Below are 17,800 nucleotides of genomic sequence, written 5' to 3'. Positions count from 1 at the left end.
GGCGATCTGTTGCGGAAATAAGCGGCATCGCCTCAGAACCTCTGCGTGGGGTCGAAGACGACAACGATCTCTTTCCACTCTTCATAGCTTTCGTCCGGCAAGTCATAGCCCCCGTTCTGGCGCGCGCAGCCGATGATTGCGGACCGGGCCCGTTCCAATGCGATCTGCGTCGATGCCGGTGTGCCCCCCCGAGAGTCGGCCAGACGGATCGAGCTCGAGACCGGGAAGCCATCGCGGCGCATCTCGAATCGGACTTCGATGACGGTGCGCAAGGTATCGGTCGACACCGCCCCAAGATCCCAACAGGCCTGAACGGCCAGTCGGAACCCGTCCTTCTGGCCTTCGGTCAGCTGCGGCCCTTCCTGCGCGGCGGACCCGCCCCCGGCCACGGCCTCGCGCAGGGCATCCTCTGTGTTCACGGTGCGGGGTTCGCTCGGCGTCGTCGCCGGAGCCGAAGCGGTTGCCGTCTCGGTGCTGGTGGCTGCGGTCGACGCTGCCGAAGCCGTCTGCGTCTGTGTCTGCGCCGGGGCAGGACGGTTCGGACGACGCCCGGGGCGCGGCGAATCCTCGGGCGCCAGCGATGTCACCAGCGCTTCGACCTCGGCTGCGGCGGGCGTGTCGGCCTCGGTCGTCTCGGCTGTCGTCGTCTCTTCGGGCGCGGCCTGTTCCTGCGGTTCGACCTGCTCCTCGACCGGCGGTTCGGGCGACGGCTCGGTCGCGACCTCCACATCCGGGGCCGTCTCGACCAGCGGCGGGGGCGCGGGTGTCGGCGTCTGGGTGATCCGCTCGGCGGGGCGGGGTCTGGGCCGTGGCGACACTGGCGCATCCTGCGCGCCGGGCGGCGGCGGCGGGGCATCGGGGGCTTCGGTCACGACTTCGGTTGTCGGCGGCGCGACCAGTTGCGCGACATCCGGGGCGGCGTCGGGCGGCGGGGTCTGGGGCGTTTCGGGACGCGGACTTGGCTGCGGCGCCGGCTCCTCGCGGGGGGCGGGCGTCTCGGGCGCGTCCTGCACTTCGGGGGCTGCCGGGGCTTCGGGGGTGGGCGCAGCGGGACCGGGGTCACGCGACAGAGCCGCCTGGAATTCGGCCTCGCTGACGATGCCGACCGACGCGATCTGGATCGGCGGCTCTTCCTCGACCGGACTGAAATATCCCGCAAGCAGCGCCCAGACCAGCACGCCCGCGTGCGCTGCGCCGGAAATCGCGACAGCGGTCCGCTTCTCCATCCTATTGGCCTGCTTCGTCGGACCCGTCGAGGGTGGGGCCGCCACCGTCGGTCACGAGGCCAATGTTGCGAAAGCCGCCCGCATTGAGCGCGCCCATCACGACCATGACGTCGGAATAGGGGACGGCGCCGTCGGCGCGCAGGAAGACCCGGTCGCTTTCACGTTCGCCTGCTATGGCGCGCAGCCGGGTCAGCAACTCCTCGCGCGGGACCTCCGTGGAGCCAAGGAGGACGCGGCCGTCGGCCGAGACGGTCACCGCCAACGGCTCTTCCTGTTCCTGCGGAAGGGCGGTCGCGGCGGTTTCGGGCAGTTCGATCGGGACGCCGGCGGTCAGCAGGGGGGCGGCCACCATGAAGATGATAAGCAGCACCAGCATCACGTCGACGAAGGGCGTGACGTTGATTTCGGACATGGGTGCGCTGCCGCCGCCACCGCGCCTGCGGCGACGGGATCCGCCGCCCGACCCCTGGATGACGCCGCCGCCCATGTCAGGCTGCGTCCAGCTGGCGCGACAGAATGGTGGCGAATTCGTCGGCGAAGGCTTCGTAGTTGCCCATGATGCGGTCGCAATCGCGGCTCAGCTTATTGTAGAACACGACCGCCGGGATTGCGGCGACAAGGCCGATACCGGTCGCCAGCAGGGCCTCGGCGATACCGGGGGCCACGACGGCGAGGCTGGTGTTCTGGCTGATGGCGATCTGTTCGAAGGCGTGCTTGATCCCCCAGACCGTGCCGAAAAGCCCGATGAAGGGTGCAGTCGAGCCGATGGTGGCAAGGAAGGTCAGCCCGCTGGTCAGGCGGTCCCGCTCCTTGGCGATGGCGACATCCATCGTGCGGTCGATACGCGATTGGGTGCCCGCGATCAGGCCGCCGTCGTCGCGGTGACTGCGCGTCCATTCCTGCATCGCGGCGGCAAAGATCCGCTCGGATGCACTGCGCGGCCGGTCGCCGATCTGCTCATAGAGCGCGTCCAGCGGTTCTCCTGACCAGAACGCCCGGTCAAACGCGGCAGCCCGCGCGCGCGACCGGCGGAACTGAATCACTTTCTGGATGAGGATCGCCCAGACCCAGATCGATGCCGCAAATAGCATCAGCATCACGACCTGCACAGTGAAGGTCGCGCGCGCGAACAGCGCCCATAGCGAGAAATCGATCTCGCTGGCGGCTGCCAGTACTTCGGTTTCCATGTGGACCGCCCGTCCTTGTCTCATTGGGTCGTTGTCGACCGCTTTTATCTGAAAGAGAGATTAACAGATGCAAAGACGTTTGGCGAGGGGGAAGGCGGTCTGGGCGGAAATCAGCGTGTCGGCCCTTTCGGGATCACGAAATCGGACAAGCACCATGATTTGCGGCTCACCTGTTCCCCCCATTGCCGTCATGTTCCAGCAGGCGACGTTCCCCCGTGGTCAGCCCGGTCTGGTAGGTGGGCGTCTCCGGGAACACCGGCGTTCCGGTCTCGAGCGGGGCGGATGGCGCCGGATCGAGCGCACGCCCAGGCCGCACCTCGGCGCGCAACATGAAGCTGCGGGTCGAGCCGGATGTCAGGCTGACGTCGCCCAATTCCGGCAGGGTCGCCACGGGGCGCGGTTCGGCCGAGGCAAGTTGCCCGGGCTCGTCGATCGCGGCCGGGAGGTCTGCCACCGGGCCATCGTCGTGAAAATCGCCCCGGGGCGTGTCGATCTGCTCCCACGGGGGAACAGCCGACCAGTGGCACGCCTGTTTCAGGGTTTCGAGGGGCTCTGCCAGACTGGCGACCGGAAAGGACATCTGGCTTTCGGTGCCGGTCAGATCGGTGAACCGCACGCTGAGCGTCTGCGCCGACAGCAATTCCTCCATCAGGGTGCGCGCCTCGCGGTAGGTCCAGTGACCGAACGCCTCGCCATGGGAATCGACGGGCAGATCGACGTTCTGGACCGCATTCTGGTCGAAGCGAAGGTCGACGTCCCATCCTTCGGGGTCCATGGGCGGCGTGGCGCAGTCATGGGCGATATAGATGGCGGTCCGGTCCTCCAGGCAGCGCAGCATCAGGCTGGCCCGTCGACGCGGCCCGCAGCGCAGCGGCTGATCACTGGGCACGGAGAGATAGACATTGGTCAGGTCGTCGAAGGCCGCGGGTTCCGTGCGCAAGACCCAGGCAGGGCCAGCCGGCTCATCTTCGACCACATCCGCATCCCCGACGGTCAACGCGACGGGCATCGGTGGCGCGGGTGGGGCGACGTCCCGGACCACACGGGGCGGCACGTCGGTTTCGGGCGCATCCGACGGCAGGGAATAGCCGACGGCGATGCCCGACAGGGCCGCAGTCAGATAGATCAGAGGGCGCGGAATCGACGGCATGGCACAGACCTCGGGCTTTACCGGGACTGTCTGGCACAGGAGGTTTAAGGATCGGTTAGCGCGCCGCCGTCGGCATGGCGACGATCCCATCGGGCAGGCGCCGGGGGCGGCCCGACACATCCATGCAGACGATGGTGACACGGGCGCGAAACAGGGCGGTGTCGGCCCGCCAGACGGTCTGGTCCATCACGAAGCGCACGCGCGACACGTCGGACAGCACCGTCTGGACCTCCAACACATCGTCATAGCGGGCCGGGCGCAGATAGTCGGCCTCGACCCGCGACACGGCAAAAACGATACCGCCCTGGCGCATTGCGTCCTGATCGATGCCCGCGGCACGGACCATCTCGGAGCGCGCCCGCTCGATGAACTTCAGATAGTTGGCATAATAAACGATGCCCGCCAGATCGACGTCTTCATAATAGACCCTGATCGGCCAGCGATGGCTCATTGGACGCGCCCGACCCGAGCGGCCAGTCGCAGGGCATGGCTGGCGTCGCGGGCCATGGCGGGCAGGACGGGATCGTAGGCCGCGCGCATCACATCGGCGATATCGGGGCGCAGGATGGCCACACCATCCGCGACCGCCAGCGGCGAGGTGTCGCCGAACGCGCGGTCCGACCAGAGCAGGATGGCTTGGGTCATCTGGTTCAGGGCCAGGGTGTCCGCGGGCACACTCGCCAGATGATCGTCGACCCGCACGAAGCTGAAGCAGGCCTTGATCGCCCCTTCCTCGTCGAAGCGGAAAATCCGGTACTGGTTCGCGCCGGCCTGCTGCAACCGTGTCACGAGGGGGCCGAGATCGGGGATCAGCCGGTCGAGGTTGGGCGTCTCGGTCAGCTCGGCCCAGTCCTGTACGAAGAACACCATCAAGTTCGCGCCCAGTTCGGGGTCCGTCTCGGCCATCTTGTGGCCAGTCAGCACGCAGAGCGCCTCGATCGCGCCTTTCAGGACGGTCACGGTCTCCTCCGTCACGCCGAAGACCACGGGCACGATGGGGCGCCCCCATCTGGCAAAAAGGTACTGGTCGTCGCTGCGCGTGAAAAGCGCCTCGATGGCATCGGGAGAAAGCGGTGTCATGGCGTTGACCTGCCACGACATCGGGGCCACGTCCAGACGCCGGGTGCTGGACGCGGTCGGCCCCCCGGTCTAGGGCGGGACAGACCGCCAGAATGCCCGAGGCTCCGATGTCAGACGATGCAATCATCACCCCCGCCAGCTGGACCGCGCTGACCACCCTGCGGACCCGCGAACAGGCCGAGGGCCTGGGCGAGGCGCTGGAACAGGCGATGGAGCCGGACGGCGTCGGCGTCTTCGAGATGGAAGATGGCTCGGGCCTGTGGGAGGTCGGCGCCTATTTCACCGATGCGCCCGATGACACGGGGCTGGCCCTGCTGGCGGCGGCCTTCGATGCCAGACCCTTCGTCGTCTCGGAGGTGCCGCCGACCGACTGGGTGGCTCATGTCCGCCGCGAATTGCAGCCCGTCGAGGCGGGGCGCTTCTTCGTCTATGGCTCGCACGATTCGCACCGTGTTCCCGAGGGGCGCGTGGCTCTGCTGATCGAGGCGGCGATGGCCTTCGGGACGGGGCATCACGGGACGACCCTGGGCTGCCTTCAGGCCTTCGACGATCTGCTGGTGCAGGGGCTGACCCCCGGCAAGGTGGCCGATATCGGCGCGGGCACGGCCGTTCTGGCGATGGCGGCGGCCAAGGTCTGGCCCGATGCGCCGATCATCGCCTCCGATATCGACGAAGTGGCAGTCGAGGTGGCCCTCGCCAATGTGGCGGTCAACGATCTGGCCGGGCGGCTGGAATGCGTGGAGGCCGCGGGTTTCGATCATCCGCGCCTGAGCGCGCTGGCGCCGTTCGACCTGATCTTCGCGAATATCCTGAAGGGGCCGCTGGTGGAACTGGCCCCCGACCTGGCCGCCCATGCGGCGCAAGGCGGTCACGCGATCCTGTCGGGGATCCTGAACCCGCAAGGCGACGATGTCGTCGCGGCCTACGATGCGGCGGGCTTCGACCTGGCGGAGCGGCGGATCATCGGCGACTGGACGACCCTGACCCTCCGCCGCCGCTGAGGGGGCGGGAACGACAAAGGCCGCCCCGAAGGACGGCCTGTCATGGTCTTGCGACCGGTCCGAAGCGCCAGATCAGCGTCCGCGGGACCAGGTGGCGATGTCGGCACGCTCGAGGCCGATGTCGTTGAGCTCGCGGTCGGTCAGGTTGCTCAGCATCTTCTTGGTGACGCGGCGGTCGTTCCAGCTGATGAGTTGACCCAGAACGGTCGAGAAGAAGTTGGTGGCCGGCGCGGCGCGGTAGGTGTCGAAAGTCGTCATGGCTTGTTCCAATTCGAAAAGCTTGCGGGGGTATGGACGCAGCCCTTCAGGCCGCCTCGGATGGAGTGCACATAGGGAGAGTTTTCAGACCGCACAAATATCAAGCACACATGCCCGATATGTGCTTTCTGCATAGCCGCATCTGAAATCGCCGCAGTGCGGCATCCCACCTTGGTTTGTCACCCGCGCGCGGACGGTCGCGGTGCCGCTGCAACAGTGCCCCGCGTGACGTCCGCGTCGGCTGGCCCTGTGCCTGCCGCTATGTTAGCGATGGATCAAACACAGAACATCCAGGGCAGGTGCATGCGCGTCATTGGGATTGATCCGGGACTTCGGGCCTGCGGTTGGGGAATTATCGACGTGGACGGCCCGCGCCAGCGTCATGTGGCCAACGGAACCTGTCGGCCAACGGGCACGGACATGGGCGATCGCCTGCTGTCGCTTCATCAATTGCTCACCGCCGTGCTGGTCGATCATGCGCCCGATGCCGCCGCGGTGGAACAGACCTTCGTCAACCGCGACGGGGCCGGATCGCTGAAACTGGGGCAAGCGCGCGGGATCGCGGTGCTGGTTCCGGCGCAGGCGGGGCTGACTGTCGGCGAATACGCGCCCAATGCCGTCAAGAAGACCGTCGTCGGGGTTGGCCACGCCGACAAGAAACAGATCGACCATATGGTCCGCATGCAATTGCCCGGCTGCAACCCCGACAGCCCGGATGCGGCGGATGCGCTGGCCATCGCCATCTGTCACGCGATCCATCTGCAAAGCTCGGGACGCCTTGTGGCGGCGATGCAATCATGATCGGGCGGCTGACGGGTCGGCTGGACCACAAGGCACAGGATCATGTGCTGCTCGATGTGAATGGCGTGGGATATGTCGTGCAATGCTCCGAGCGGACGCTGGCCGCGCTCCCGCCGGTGAAATCGCCGGTGTCGCTCTGGACCGAACTTCTGGTGCGCGAAGACCTGATGCAGTTGTTCGGCTTCCTCACCGTACAGGAGCGGGAATGGCACCGCCTTCTGACCTCGGTCCAGGGGATCGGGGCCAAAGGGTCGCTGGCCATTCTGGGCACCCTCGGGTCCGAAGGGGTGGCGCGGGCCATCGCGCTTGGCGACGCGAACGCGGTCAAGGCGGCCCCCGGTGTCGGCCCCAAGATCGCGCAGCGCGTGGTCAATGAATTGCAGGGCAAGGCGCCTGCGATGATGCTGATCGAGGCGGATGATCCGATCCTGGAGATCGACGCCCACCTGTCGACGGCACCCGAACCCGACGCCCCGCGCGGCTCGCCGCGCCTGGTGGCCAGTCGGAAATCCTCGGCTTCGGCCGAGGCGTTGTCGGCGCTGACCAATCTGGGCTATGCCCCCGTCGATGCCTCGCGCGCGGTGGCCGAAGCGGCCGATGACGCCAAGGACACCGCGTCCCTGATCCGCGCGGCATTGAAACTGCTGGCACCCAAGGACTGAACGGGGCATGGGCCATGCTGATAGCGCCGCGACCCGCCTGCCAAGCCGAACACAGGGGCTGACCACATGATCGACCGCGACCCTCTGCTGGACCCCGAAGCCCCGGACGATGCGCCGGATGACAAGGCGTTGCGCCCCCAGACCCTGTCGGAATTCATTGGCCAGTCCGAAGCCCGCGCCAACCTCGGCATCTTCATCGAAAGCGCCCGGCGGCGCGGCGAAGCCATGGACCACGTCCTGTTCCACGGCCCGCCCGGATTGGGCAAGACGACACTGGCGCAGATCATGGCGCGTGAACTGGGGGTCGGTTTTCGGATGACGTCCGGCCCGGTGCTGGCCAAGGCGGGAGATCTGGCGGCGATCCTGACCAACCTCGAAGCCAAGGATGTGCTCTTTATCGACGAGATCCACCGGCTCAGCCCGGCGGTCGAGGAAATCCTCTATCCCGCGCTCGAGGATTATGCCCTCGACCTCGTGATCGGTGAGGGGCCGGCCGCGCGGACCGTCCGGATCGAGCTTCAGCCTTTCACCCTGGTCGGGGCCACCACCCGCCTTGGCCTGCTGACGACGCCCCTGCGTGACCGGTTCGGCATTCCGACCCGGCTGGAATTCTACACTACCGCCGAATTGCACCAGATCGTCACCCGCGCCGCCCGGCTTCTGGGCGCGCCCGCCACCGACAATGGCGCGGAGGAAATCGCGCGCCGTGCCCGGGGCACCCCGCGGATCGCCGGGCGTCTGCTGCGCCGCGTGGTGGATTTCGCCGTGGTCGAGGGCGACGGCCGCGTCACACAGGCCATCGCCGACCGCGCCCTGACGCGTCTGGGTGTCGACCACCTGGGCCTCGACAGTGCGGACCGTCGGTATCTGACCCTGATCGCCGAGAACTATGGCGGCGGACCCGTCGGGATCGAGACGCTGTCGGCGGCCCTGTCGGAAAGCCGCGACGCGCTGGAAGAGGTAATCGAGCCCTATCTGCTGCAACAGGGCCTGATCGCGCGGACCCCGCGCGGGCGGATGCTGGCGCAAAAGGGCTGGACTCATCTGGGTCTCGACGCGCCGCAGGCCGAGGACGACCTCTTTTCCTGAGATTCGGTCTTTCCGCGGCAATCTGGGATTCGGCACGTTATGTTGCGGTTTTCCACCCTCGGGTCACGGCCCCGCGAGGCTTGGATCACGGAACGTGAGGGCGGTGCGCCTGTATCGCCCGCCTGTGCGTCAGCGCGCGAATATCCAGTAATTCTCACGCATCCGTGCATATCAAGTGATTAATTGATTCGTCATGTTGAGGTCATCGGAAGGGCAGCGCGCCCCGACATCACCGCAACCGGACCCGCAAACACATCAGGGTCCACCGCAACGCCAAGGATCAAGACCATGAAGACCATCATCACTTCCGCTCTCGTCGCCGTCGCAACTCTGGCCGCCGTGCCCGCAATGGCCGACAGCGCCGCCGCGATCGCCCATTTCAACCAGGACCTCGAAGGTGGCGACCGTATCATCCTCGAGAACGTCAAGCTGGACCAAGCCACGGTCGTGTCGACCCGCTCGGGCGCCGCATCGGAGGTCTACATGCACTTCAACGCCGACGCCGACCGGGCCAGCGACCTGCGCGGTCAGGTTCGGGCCACCTCCTACGGCAGCAAGGCCTCGGTCGGTGCCGATATCTTCGCGGCCATCCGAGCAGAATCCGCCGAAAACGAATAATTACCCCCGTCTCACTTCTGACCGTTCCCCGCCCCGGCATTTGCCCGGGGCGGGGCTTCGCCGTGACGGGACGTCGCCCCGTCAACCTTGGGGGTTTCGCCGGGCAGGGCACGGGACTACGGTCGCCGAAAGACGATTGCGAGGCCTCCCTTGATCAAGCTCGACATCCTGTCCGACCCGATTTGCCCTTGGTGCCACATTGGAAAGGCGCACCTGTTTCGGGCGCTCGAAAAGCACCCCGACCATCCCTTTGCGTTGGAATGGCACCCGTTTCAGCTCAACCCCGACATGCCGCGCGGGGGGATGGATCGCCGCGCCTATCTCGAAGGGAAATTCGGCGGCAAGGACGGGGCGGTCCGCGCCTATGCGCCCGTTGTCGAGGCAGCCGCCGATGCCGGCCTGTCCATCAATTTCGAAGGGATCGCCAAGACCCCGAACACCCTTGACGCGCATCGCCTGATCCATTGGGCGGGTCTGGAGCAGCGGCAGACACCCGTCGTCCAGGCCCTGTTCGAGGCCTATTTCGAGAAGGGCCTCGATATCGGGGATATTCCGACCCTTATCGACCTCGGTGTCGGCTGCGGGCTGGACCGCGACATGCTGACTCGGCTTTTCGCGTCAGATGCCGACACCGCCGACATCCAGGCGCGCGATGCCCATGCCCGGGATCGGGGCGTCAGCGGCGTGCCGACCTTCGTCATCGACAACCAGCATGTGCTGCGGGGGGCGCAGCCGCCCCATCTCTGGGGTCAGGTGATCGAGGAAATCACCGCGCAACTGAAGGCCAGGCAGGCGTGACGAGCCGCCCCGAGGCACCGCCCGAGGTGCCACCGCGCCCGACCGCGACAAGCCGACCGGCGCTGTCACTGCCCGAGTTCGTCGCGATGATCGCGATGATCACGGCCACCATCGCCTTCTCCATCGATGCGATGCTGCCCGCCCTGCCCGAAATCGGGGCCGCGCTGTCGCCCGCAGATCCGAACCGGGCGCAACTCGTGATCGTCATGTTCCTGTTCGGGATGGGAACGGGCACGTTTTTCGTCGGTCCCCTGTCGGATGCCCTCGGGCGCAAAACTGTCATGGTGGGTGGGGCGATCCTCTATAGCGTTGCGGCCATCCTCTGCACTCTCGCCCCAAGCCTCGAGTTCCTGCTGATCGCCCGGTTCCTTCAGGGCATCGGGGGAAGCGGGCCGCGCGTCGCCGCGATGGCCATGATCCGCGATCTCTATGCCGGACGCGACATGGCGCGGGTGTCGTCCTTCGTCATGATCGTCTTCACGCTGGTGCCCGCCATCGCGCCGCTGATCGGGGCGGGGATCATCGCGGGCTTCGGCTGGCGCGCGATCTTCTGGGCTTTCGTCGTGTTTTCCGGGGTATCGGCCACATGGCTGATGCTGCGCCAGCCCGAGACCCTGGCGCCCGAGCGCCGCCGACCGCTCAACGCGACCCGCCTGCGCCTCGCCCTGACCGAGGTCGCCCGGCATTCGAACGTGCGGCGGGCCATTATCGTCCAGTCGCTGGTCTTCGGCATCTTGTTTGCGACGATTGCGAGCGTGCAGCAGATCTATGCCGTGACCTTCGACCGCGCCGACAGCTTTCCGATCTGGTTTGGGATCGTGGCTGTCCTCTCGGCCTCCGCGTCCTTCCTGAACGCACGGCTCGTCGTCCGGATGGGGATGATCTGGATCCTGCGGCGGGCGCTGGCGGCGCATCTGGTGCTGTCGCTGATGCTCGCCGCTCTTTGGATGTCCGGCCTCTTGCCCGATGGCCTGCGGTTTCCCGTCTTCGTGGTCTGGCAGGTCGGCAGCTTCGCCTTGGCCGGGCTGACCATCGGCAACCTGAACGCATTGGCGATGCAGCCCATGGGCCACATCGCGGGCATGGCGTCTTCGGTCATCTCGGCGGTAGCGACCATCGTCGGGGCGTCGGTTGCGGCACCGATCGGCCTTGCGTTCAACGGCACGCCCCTTCCGCTGACCCTTGGGGTCGCGCTCTGTGCCATCGCGGCGCTCTTCCTGTCGCGCAAATTGTCCGAGGATGCGATCTGAGCCGATTTCTGGTCCTCAGCCCGCTTTCTGCTTGGCGGCCCCGGCATGCACGGCCAGATCTCGGGCGATGGCGAAGGCGCCCTTGATCCGCTCCGCCTCGGCGGCGAAATCGCCCAGGACGACCAGTTTGTCGCCCTTGATCTTGGCGGCACCCTTTGCGCCCTTGATAAAATCGACCAGACCTTCGGGCCGCGCAAAGCGGTTCTGATGGAAAGCCACCGTCGCGCCCTTGTCCCCGACGTTCAGCTTTTCGATGCCCGCCGCCTTGCAGAGCGCCTTGATCCGCACCACGCGCAGCAGGACATTGACCTCGGGCGGCAGCTTGCCGAAGCGGTCGATCAGTTCGGCGGCGAACCCCTCCAGCTCGACCTTGCGGTCCAGACCGGACAGCCGCCGGTAAAGGCCAAGCCGCGTGTCGAGGTCGGGCACGTAATCCTCGGGGATGAGAACGGGCACGCCCAGGTTGATCTGTGGCGACCAATCGTCGGACAGCGCGTCGGGCAGGTCGGCCTCCCCGCGCTTCAGCTTGTCGATCGTCTCTTCGAGCATGGATTGATACAGCTCGAATCCGACTTCGCGGACATGGCCCGACTGTTCCTCGCCGATGATGTTGCCGCCGCCCCGCAGGTCGAGGTCCTGGCTGGCGATGTTGAAGCCCGCGCCGAGTGCGTCGATGGACCCCAGAACCTTCAGCCGCCGTTCCGCCGCCGTGGTCAGCTTGGCGCGCGGTTTCGTCGTCAGGAAGGCATAGGCCCGCGCCTTCGACCGCCCGACCCGGCCCCGGATCTGGTAAAGCTGGCTCAGCCCGAACATGTCGGCGCGCCAGATGACCATGGTGTTCGCGGTCGGGATGTCGATGCCCGACTCGATGATCGTCGTGGACAGCAGCACGTCGTACTTGCCGTCGTAGAAGGCGTTCATCCGCTCGTCGAGGTCACCGGCGGCAAGCTGGCCGTGGGCGATGACATAGGTCAGTTCCGGCAATTGCTCCCGCAGGAAGGCCTCCATGTCGGGCAGGTCGGTGATGCGGGGCACGACCATGAAGCTCTGCCCGCCCCTGTAGTGTTCGCGCAGCAGCGCCTCGCGCACCTGAACCGTGTCGAATTCGGAGACATAGGTGCGGATCGCCAGCCGGTCGACGGGCGGGGTGCCGATGATGCTCAGATCGCGCACTCCGGTCAGCGACATCTGCAACGTGCGCGGAATGGGCGTCGCCGACAGGGTCAGGACGTGCACGTCAGAGCGCATTTCCTTGAGCCGTTCCTTGTGGGTCACGCCAAAGTGCTGCTCCTCGTCGATGACCAGAAGGCCGAGGTTGGCGAACTTCACCTGTTTGGCCAGCAGGGCATGGGTGCCGATGGCGATGTCCACGGTGCCGTCGCTGATGCCTGCGCGGGTCTCGTTCGCCTGTTTCGTCGTCACGAAGCGCGACAATTGCCGCACCGTGATCGGCAGGCCCCGGAACCGGTCCTGGAACGATTTGGCGTGCTGGCGGGCCAAAAGGGTCGTGGGCGCGATGACGGCGACCTGCTTGCCCGAGGTGGCGGCGATGAAGGCGGCGCGCATCGCGACTTCGGTCTTGCCGAAGCCCACGTCGCCCACCACCAGCCGGTCCATGGGACGGCCCGAGGCAAGGTCGGTCGCCACATCCTCGATGGCCTGCAACTGGTCGTCCGTCTCCTCATAGGGGAAGCGGGCGGCAAAGCTTTCCCACATGTCGTGCGGTGGTTCCAGAATGGGGGCCTTGCGCAGCGCGCGTTCCGCCGCGATGCGCATCAGGCGTTCCGCGATCTGGCGGATCCGTTCCTTGAGGCGGGCCTTGCGGGCCTGCCAGGCGCCGCCGCCCAACTTGTCCAGAAGGCCCTCTTCGGCCCCATAGCGCGACAGAAGTTCGATGTTCTCGACCGGCAGGAAAAGCCGGTCGCCCCCGGCGTATTCCAGTGCCAGGCATTCGTGCGGGGCACCGGCCGCCGTCACCGTCTCCAGACCGATGAACCGGCCGACGCCGTGATCCACGTGCACGACCAGATCGCCCGCCGAAAGCGTCTGCGTCTCGGTCAGGAAATTCTCGGCCCGGCGCTTCTTCTTCTTGCCCCGGATCAGACGTTCGCCAAGCACGTCCTGTTCGCTGATGACGGTCAGTCGGTGCTTGCCGACCGGCCCTTCCCATCCGCGGTCCAGCGCCCAGACGGCCAGCCCGACCTCGCCCTTGGCGACCTCCTCCAGGCGCCGGACCGCCTTGGCCCCGGTCACGCCCTGATCCTGCAGCAGGCCTTGCAGACGTTCGCGCGCCCCGCCCGAATAGCTGGCGATGACGACGCCGCCCTCGGTGCGCTTTTCGGCGATGTGGTCGGCCAGAGTGGCGAACAGGCTGACGTTTTCCATCTGCCGCTCGGGCGCGAAACTGCGCCCGATCCGTCCGCCCGCGTCGATCACACCGGGTCCGGGGGCGGCAGGCAGGGGCGACAGATGCAGGCACCGCACCTTGCCCAATGCCGTCTCCAGCGCATCGGGCGACAGATAGAGCCCCTGGGGTGCTGCGGGCTTATAGACGCTGTCGACCCGGCCCTTGGCCATCATCGCCTCGCGCCGGTTGTCGTACATGTCGGTGATCTGCACCCACCGGTCCGCATGGTGCCCGAAGCTGCCGTCATCGAGGACGAAAGCCGCATCCGACAGGTAGTCGGGCATCGTCTCCAGCGTCTCGTGAAAGAACGGCAGCCAGTGCTCCATGCCTTGCGCCTTGCGCCCCGCGCTGACCGCCTCATAGAGCGGATCGTCGGTGCCCGCCGCGCCGAATTCGATGCGGTAGTTCTGGCGGAAGCGGGTGATCGCGGGGCCGTCCAGGATGACTTCGGACACCGGGGCCAGTTCGATCATCTCGAGCTGATCGGTCGTGCGCTGAGTCGCCGGGTCGAACCGGCGCAATCCGTCGAGCGTGTCGCCGAACAGGTCGAGGCGGACGGGCTGCGATTGGCCGGGGGGCCAGATGTCGATGATGCCGCCCCGGGGGGACCAGTCGCCCGGCTCCATCACGGTCGGCGTCTGGCTGAACCCCATTCGGACCAGGAAATCGCGCAGCGCCCCCTCGTCGATGCGCTGGTTCAGGCGGGCGGCAAATCCGGCGCCTTTCAGGACGGACCTGGCGGGCAGCTTCTGGGTCAGCGCCGCAAGGGTGGTCAACAGGATGAACTTGCCGGTGAACCCGTGGGCCAGCGCGGTCAGGGTCGCCATGCGCGTGGCGCTGACTTCGGCCGCGGGCGACATCCGGTCGTAGGGCAGGCAATCCCAGGCCGGGAACCGCAGGACCGTCACGCCCCCCTGATGGGCGCGCAGGGCGGCGGCCATCGCCTCGGCCCGCTTGTCGTCGCGGGCGACATGGACGACCGGTTTGCCCTTCTCCAGCTCGCGCAGCAGGACGCGGGCGTCGAACCCCTCGGGGGCGCCGCCGACGCGGATGTGACCTTCGGGGAGGGGACGGGAGGTGTCGGACATGAGGCCCTCAGGTAAGCGACCGGGGGCCGGTGTCAACCGATGCCGTGACGCGCGTCAGCCGCCCAGGACATTCGCGTTGGTATTGACCCACATGCCCCACATCGAGGTCATGAAGATCGAGATGACGCCGATGAACTGAATCGTGCGGCGGGTCCGGAACAGAAGGTTGCCCAGATCCTCGGGCTCCAGCCCCTCGACCTTGCGCGCCGAAAGCAGCGTCACATAGCCGACCATCGACATCGGCAGGAACAGCAGCAGGATCGCCTGGGCAAATTCGATGTGATAGAGAAAGCCCATCAAAGCCAGGGATGTGACGGCAAAGAACGTGAAGGCGGTGGTGATCAGGCCCGTCTCGTTCGCGATGAACAGCAGGCGTCGCGCATGGATCGTCGCCAGCGCCTGCATGTCGATCAGCGATTGTTCGTGCCCCTTGGCCGCGCGGCGCACCATGTCGAAGGGCACGCCGATGACCCAATGCGACGCCGTCGACCACAGTACCGCCAGTGCGATCCAGAACCACAGGTTCGAGAACGACCGCAGATCGATCGTCTCGCTCGCCATTTTCAGGAAGAAGAAATCCAAGGGTCGCCGTCCAAATTGCTCGTCCGCCCATGTCGCCCGGGGGGGTGGGGAATGGCAAGGTGGGGGTGGTTGATTGTGACGGCAGGTCATGCCACCGATGCAAGGTGTCACAAAGGTGCATCATGACGTTCACGCCCGCTTCCCGCCTTCGCCGCCTTCGCCGGACCCCCGCCCTGCGCGCCCTCGTGCGCGAGGATCGGCTGTCCACGGACGACCTCATCTGGCCGGTTTTCGTTTGCGACGGCGAGGGCATCACGCAGGAGGTCGCCTCCATGCCCGGCGTGATCCGGCGCTCGGTAGACCTGACGGTGGAGGCTGCTGCCGAGGCCCATGCGGCGGGCATCCGGGTGATCTGCCTGTTCCCCTATACCGACCCGTCGCTCAAGACCGACCTCTGCGAGGAGGCCTGGAACCCCGAGAACCTGTCGAACCGGGCGATCCGCGCGATCAAGGCAGAGGTGCCCGATATCGCCGTCATGACCGATGTGGCGCTCGACCCCTACAACGCCCAGGGACACGACGGCATCGTGCGCGACGGGGTCATCGTCAACGACGAGAGCGTGGCCGCGCTGGTGAAGATGGCACTGGCCCAAGCCGAGGCGGGGGCCGACATACTGGGGCCGTCCGACATGATGGACGGGCGCATCGCCGCCATGCGCGAAGCCTTTGAAGGGGCGGGATATATCGACACGACGATCATGTCCTACGCGGCCAAGTACGCCAGCGCCTTCTATGGCCCGTTCCGCGATGCCGTGGGCGCGTCCGGGGCGCTCAAGGGCGACAAGAAGACCTATCAGCTGGACCCGTTCAACGCCGAGGAGGGACTACGCTGCGTGGCACGGGACCTCGACGAGGGGGCGGACATGGTGATGGTCAAGCCGGGGATGCCCTATCTGGACCTGTGCCACCGGGTGAAGGAAACCTTCGGCGTGCCGACCTACGCCTATCAGGTGAGCGGCGAATACGCGATGATCCGGGCGGCGGCGGGCAATGGCTGGATCGACGGCGAGAAAGCCATGATGGAGAGCCTGATGGCGTTCCGGCGGGCGGGCTGCGACGGGGTGCTGACCTATTTCGCGCCCGAGGCGGCGGCGCTGATCCGGGCGGGCTGGGAGTAGGGCGAGGCCGGGGGCCGGCCCCCGGACCCCCCGGAGTATTTGCAAAGCAGAGAAGGGGGCGCGATTTTCCGGGCCCCGCTGTTGGTGTTGCCGACAAGCCCATGAAGCGTAGTGTTTTTGTCACAGGCACCCCCGGTACACCCCCTGTACACCCCCCGTACAGACGGGCGGCGCGTCTTAGGGTTTCGTTAACTGCTCTGGCAGAAAGTTCGGTCGTTTCAGCGCTGAGGAGGCGGAGATGGCCGGATTGGGCAGCAGGCAGACCGAACACCAGAACGAGATGATCGCCGCGATGGAGCGGTTCGAATGGGACATGCACGACGCGGTCGGCCGGGCCGGGCGGTTGCCGCCGGAATGGCGCGAGATCTGGGAGGCGAAGGGCGCGCCGAAGACGCGGATGACCCTGCGGCTGGATGCTGATGTGGTGCGGTTCTTCAAGTCGATGGGGGCGGGATACGGGCCGCGGATGAATTCCGTGCTGCGGTCGTTCATGCTGGCGCGCCTGGCCGGGCTGATCCGGCATGGCGATCTGGCGGGGAAATACCGCGAGACCTGGATGGAGAAGCCGCGCCCGAGCCCCGCGACCCGTCGCATCGAGGTGCAGCGGATGATGACGGACATGGAGGAGATGATCGCCCTGACCTGGCGGATCGTCGAAGCCGACAAGACGGGCAAGCCGTTCACGGCCAAGGAGGCGGAGCGGCTGGATTTCCTGTCGGCGCGTTATGTGGGGTGAGGATCAGGTCGCGGCGAGCGGCTTGACCGGGGCCGACCGGACAGGCCGGGCCGTGATGGCGGGGCGGCTGCGTCCGAGGACGGCGTCCAGTTTGCGCGCGATCTGTGCGTCGGTGTCTTCGGGGAAGACCTCGATCAGCGGAATACCGGCCTGTTTCAGAAGCGCCTGCTTGATCTGGTCGCGCCACGCCGCGGTGCCCTGGTAGTGGCCCTGTCCCTGCAATTCGACGGCGGCGACGAGGTGGCCCATCGGATCGGTCAGCGCGAAATCGAAACGCTTGCATTGCAGTTCCTGCGAGGCGCGACGGCGTTGGGCCTCGGTGCCGCAGGAGGGGACGATGCGCAGCACTTCGCCCATGGGGATCTGGGGCCAGACGAGGGTCTGGGTGGGAAGGTCTGCAACGGCTTTCATAAGCACGCGGTAGAGCCGGTATTCGCCCCGGTTCATCAGTCGCATGCGCTCGATCCGGGAGGCGGCGATGGCGTCGAAGGGTTTCACGGCGTCGTGCTGGTCGCGCAGCTGTTCGCGCAGGGCGGCGATTTCGGCGGCATGGGCCTGTCGTTCGCGGGTCAGTTCAGCCTGGTGATGGCGGCGCTGGCGGCGGATTTCGGCCTTGGATCGCCGGGCCTTGACCTTGGCCATGATGTCAATGACCGCAAACGTCATGAAGACGAGGCCGGCGAAGGCTCCGAAGATGAACAGAATGAGAGAGGAAGAGATCATGGCGGGCTCCGGGTTTCCGGCAGAAG

At 66.7% G+C, this 17,800-nt stretch carries 19 protein-coding genes; 9 read left to right on the top strand and 10 right to left on the bottom strand.

Features of this window, described 5'->3' with window-relative positions:
• Positions 1 to 32: 32 nt before the first annotated feature.
• The 6 genes from BM002_RS07755 to BM002_RS07730 all read right to left on the bottom strand — a co-directional run bounded on the left by BM002_RS07755 (position 33) and on the right by BM002_RS07730 (position 4,643).
• A complete protein-coding gene (locus tag BM002_RS07755) occupies positions 33 to 1,226 on the bottom strand; it encodes a hypothetical protein (protein WP_092779211.1) in 1,194 nt (397 codons plus the stop codon).
• A 1-nt stretch (position 1,227) separates the two neighbouring features.
• A complete protein-coding gene (tolR, locus tag BM002_RS07750; protein ID WP_092779209.1) occupies positions 1,228 to 1,713 on the bottom strand; it encodes a protein TolR in 486 nt (161 codons plus the stop codon).
• A 1-nt stretch (position 1,714) separates the two neighbouring features.
• Positions 1,715 to 2,413 carry a protein TolQ gene (gene tolQ / locus BM002_RS07745; protein ID WP_092779207.1) on the bottom strand — a complete coding sequence of 233 codons (699 nt, stop codon included), beginning with the start codon at positions 2,411 to 2,413 and terminating at the stop codon, positions 1,715 to 1,717.
• A gap of 166 nt (positions 2,414 to 2,579) precedes the next feature.
• Entirely contained in the window at positions 2,580 to 3,563 is a 984-nt protein-coding gene (locus BM002_RS07740) for a type VI secretion system-associated protein TagO (protein ID WP_175484833.1), read from the bottom strand.
• 55 nt (positions 3,564 to 3,618) lie between these two features.
• The gene (gene ybgC / locus BM002_RS07735; RefSeq protein ID WP_092779203.1) at positions 3,619 to 4,014 is read right to left on the bottom strand and encodes a tol-pal system-associated acyl-CoA thioesterase; all 396 of its coding nucleotides are present in this window, start codon (positions 4,012 to 4,014) and stop codon (positions 3,619 to 3,621) included.
• Complete coding sequence (locus tag BM002_RS07730; protein ID WP_092779201.1) at positions 4,011 to 4,643, bottom strand: hypothetical protein; 633 nt, start codon at positions 4,641 to 4,643, stop codon at positions 4,011 to 4,013. Before BM002_RS07730 ends, ybgC begins: the two co-directional genes overlap by 4 nt.
• A 107-nt stretch (positions 4,644 to 4,750) precedes the next feature.
• On the opposite strand from BM002_RS07730, the gene BM002_RS07725 reads away from it, so the two are divergent.
• Positions 4,751 to 5,644, top strand: coding sequence for a 50S ribosomal protein L11 methyltransferase (locus BM002_RS07725; RefSeq protein WP_092779199.1), 894 nt, complete (start codon positions 4,751 to 4,753; stop codon positions 5,642 to 5,644).
• Positions 5,645 to 5,716: 72 nt separating this feature from the next.
• Here BM002_RS07725 and BM002_RS07720 read toward each other — a convergent pair whose 3' ends face one another.
• Positions 5,717 to 5,902, bottom strand: a complete 186-nt coding sequence (locus BM002_RS07720) for a DUF1127 domain-containing protein (RefSeq protein WP_092779197.1) — start codon at positions 5,900 to 5,902, stop codon at positions 5,717 to 5,719.
• A 303-nt stretch (positions 5,903 to 6,205) separates the two neighbouring features.
• Here BM002_RS07720 and ruvC point away from each other — a divergent pair, with 303 nt between their 5' ends.
• From ruvC to BM002_RS07690, 6 genes are all read left to right on the top strand, one after another.
• Positions 6,206 to 6,703 (top strand): crossover junction endodeoxyribonuclease RuvC, encoded by a 498-nt coding sequence (gene ruvC / locus BM002_RS07715; protein WP_092780465.1) that lies wholly within the window; start codon positions 6,206 to 6,208, stop codon positions 6,701 to 6,703.
• Positions 6,700 to 7,365, top strand: a complete 666-nt coding sequence (gene ruvA / locus BM002_RS07710; RefSeq protein WP_092779195.1) for a Holliday junction branch migration protein RuvA — start codon at positions 6,700 to 6,702, stop codon at positions 7,363 to 7,365. Before ruvC ends, ruvA begins: the two co-directional genes overlap by 4 nt.
• Positions 7,366 to 7,431: 66 nt before the next feature.
• On the top strand, positions 7,432 to 8,454 hold the full coding sequence (gene ruvB, locus BM002_RS07705; RefSeq protein ID WP_092779193.1) for a Holliday junction branch migration DNA helicase RuvB: 1,023 nt from the start codon (positions 7,432 to 7,434) through the stop codon (positions 8,452 to 8,454).
• 288 nt (positions 8,455 to 8,742) lie between these two features.
• On the top strand, positions 8,743 to 9,072 hold the full coding sequence (locus BM002_RS07700; RefSeq protein WP_092779191.1) for a hypothetical protein: 330 nt from the start codon (positions 8,743 to 8,745) through the stop codon (positions 9,070 to 9,072).
• Between the two features lie 150 nt (positions 9,073 to 9,222).
• Entirely contained in the window at positions 9,223 to 9,870 is a 648-nt protein-coding gene (locus BM002_RS07695; RefSeq protein WP_092779189.1) for a DsbA family oxidoreductase, read from the top strand.
• 86 nt (positions 9,871 to 9,956) lie between these two features.
• Positions 9,957 to 11,120, top strand: a complete 1,164-nt coding sequence (locus BM002_RS07690; RefSeq protein ID WP_092780462.1) for a multidrug effflux MFS transporter — start codon at positions 9,957 to 9,959, stop codon at positions 11,118 to 11,120.
• Between the two features lie 15 nt (positions 11,121 to 11,135).
• Here the strand turns inward: BM002_RS07690 and mfd are convergent, their stop codons facing one another.
• On the bottom strand, positions 11,136 to 14,615 hold the full coding sequence (gene mfd / locus BM002_RS07685; protein ID WP_092779187.1) for a transcription-repair coupling factor: 3,480 nt from the start codon (positions 14,613 to 14,615) through the stop codon (positions 11,136 to 11,138).
• 54 nt (positions 14,616 to 14,669) lie between these two features.
• Complete coding sequence (locus BM002_RS07680; protein ID WP_245749171.1) at positions 14,670 to 15,197, bottom strand: component of SufBCD complex; 528 nt, start codon at positions 15,195 to 15,197, stop codon at positions 14,670 to 14,672.
• 122 nt (positions 15,198 to 15,319) lie between these two features.
• On the opposite strand from BM002_RS07680, the gene hemB reads away from it, so the two are divergent.
• Both hemB and BM002_RS07670 read left to right on the top strand, forming a co-directional pair.
• A complete protein-coding gene (gene hemB / locus BM002_RS07675) occupies positions 15,320 to 16,315 on the top strand; it encodes a porphobilinogen synthase (protein ID WP_092779185.1) in 996 nt (331 codons plus the stop codon).
• A gap of 238 nt (positions 16,316 to 16,553) precedes the next feature.
• Entirely contained in the window at positions 16,554 to 17,051 is a 498-nt protein-coding gene (locus BM002_RS07670) for a BrnA antitoxin family protein (RefSeq protein ID WP_092779183.1), read from the top strand.
• A 3-nt stretch (positions 17,052 to 17,054) separates the two neighbouring features.
• Here BM002_RS07670 and BM002_RS07665 read toward each other — a convergent pair whose 3' ends face one another.
• The gene (locus BM002_RS07665; RefSeq protein WP_092779182.1) at positions 17,055 to 17,774 is read right to left on the bottom strand and encodes a DUF2726 domain-containing protein; all 720 of its coding nucleotides are present in this window, start codon (positions 17,772 to 17,774) and stop codon (positions 17,055 to 17,057) included.
• Positions 17,775 to 17,800 lie beyond the last annotated feature (26 nt).

Origin of the sequence: Jannaschia pohangensis (assembly GCF_900113875.1) — a bacterium.
GTDB lineage: Bacteria > Pseudomonadota > Alphaproteobacteria > Rhodobacterales > Rhodobacteraceae > Jannaschia > Jannaschia pohangensis.
Note: the sequence above shows the minus strand (reverse complement) of the source record. Positions and strands in the feature narration are given on the sequence as shown.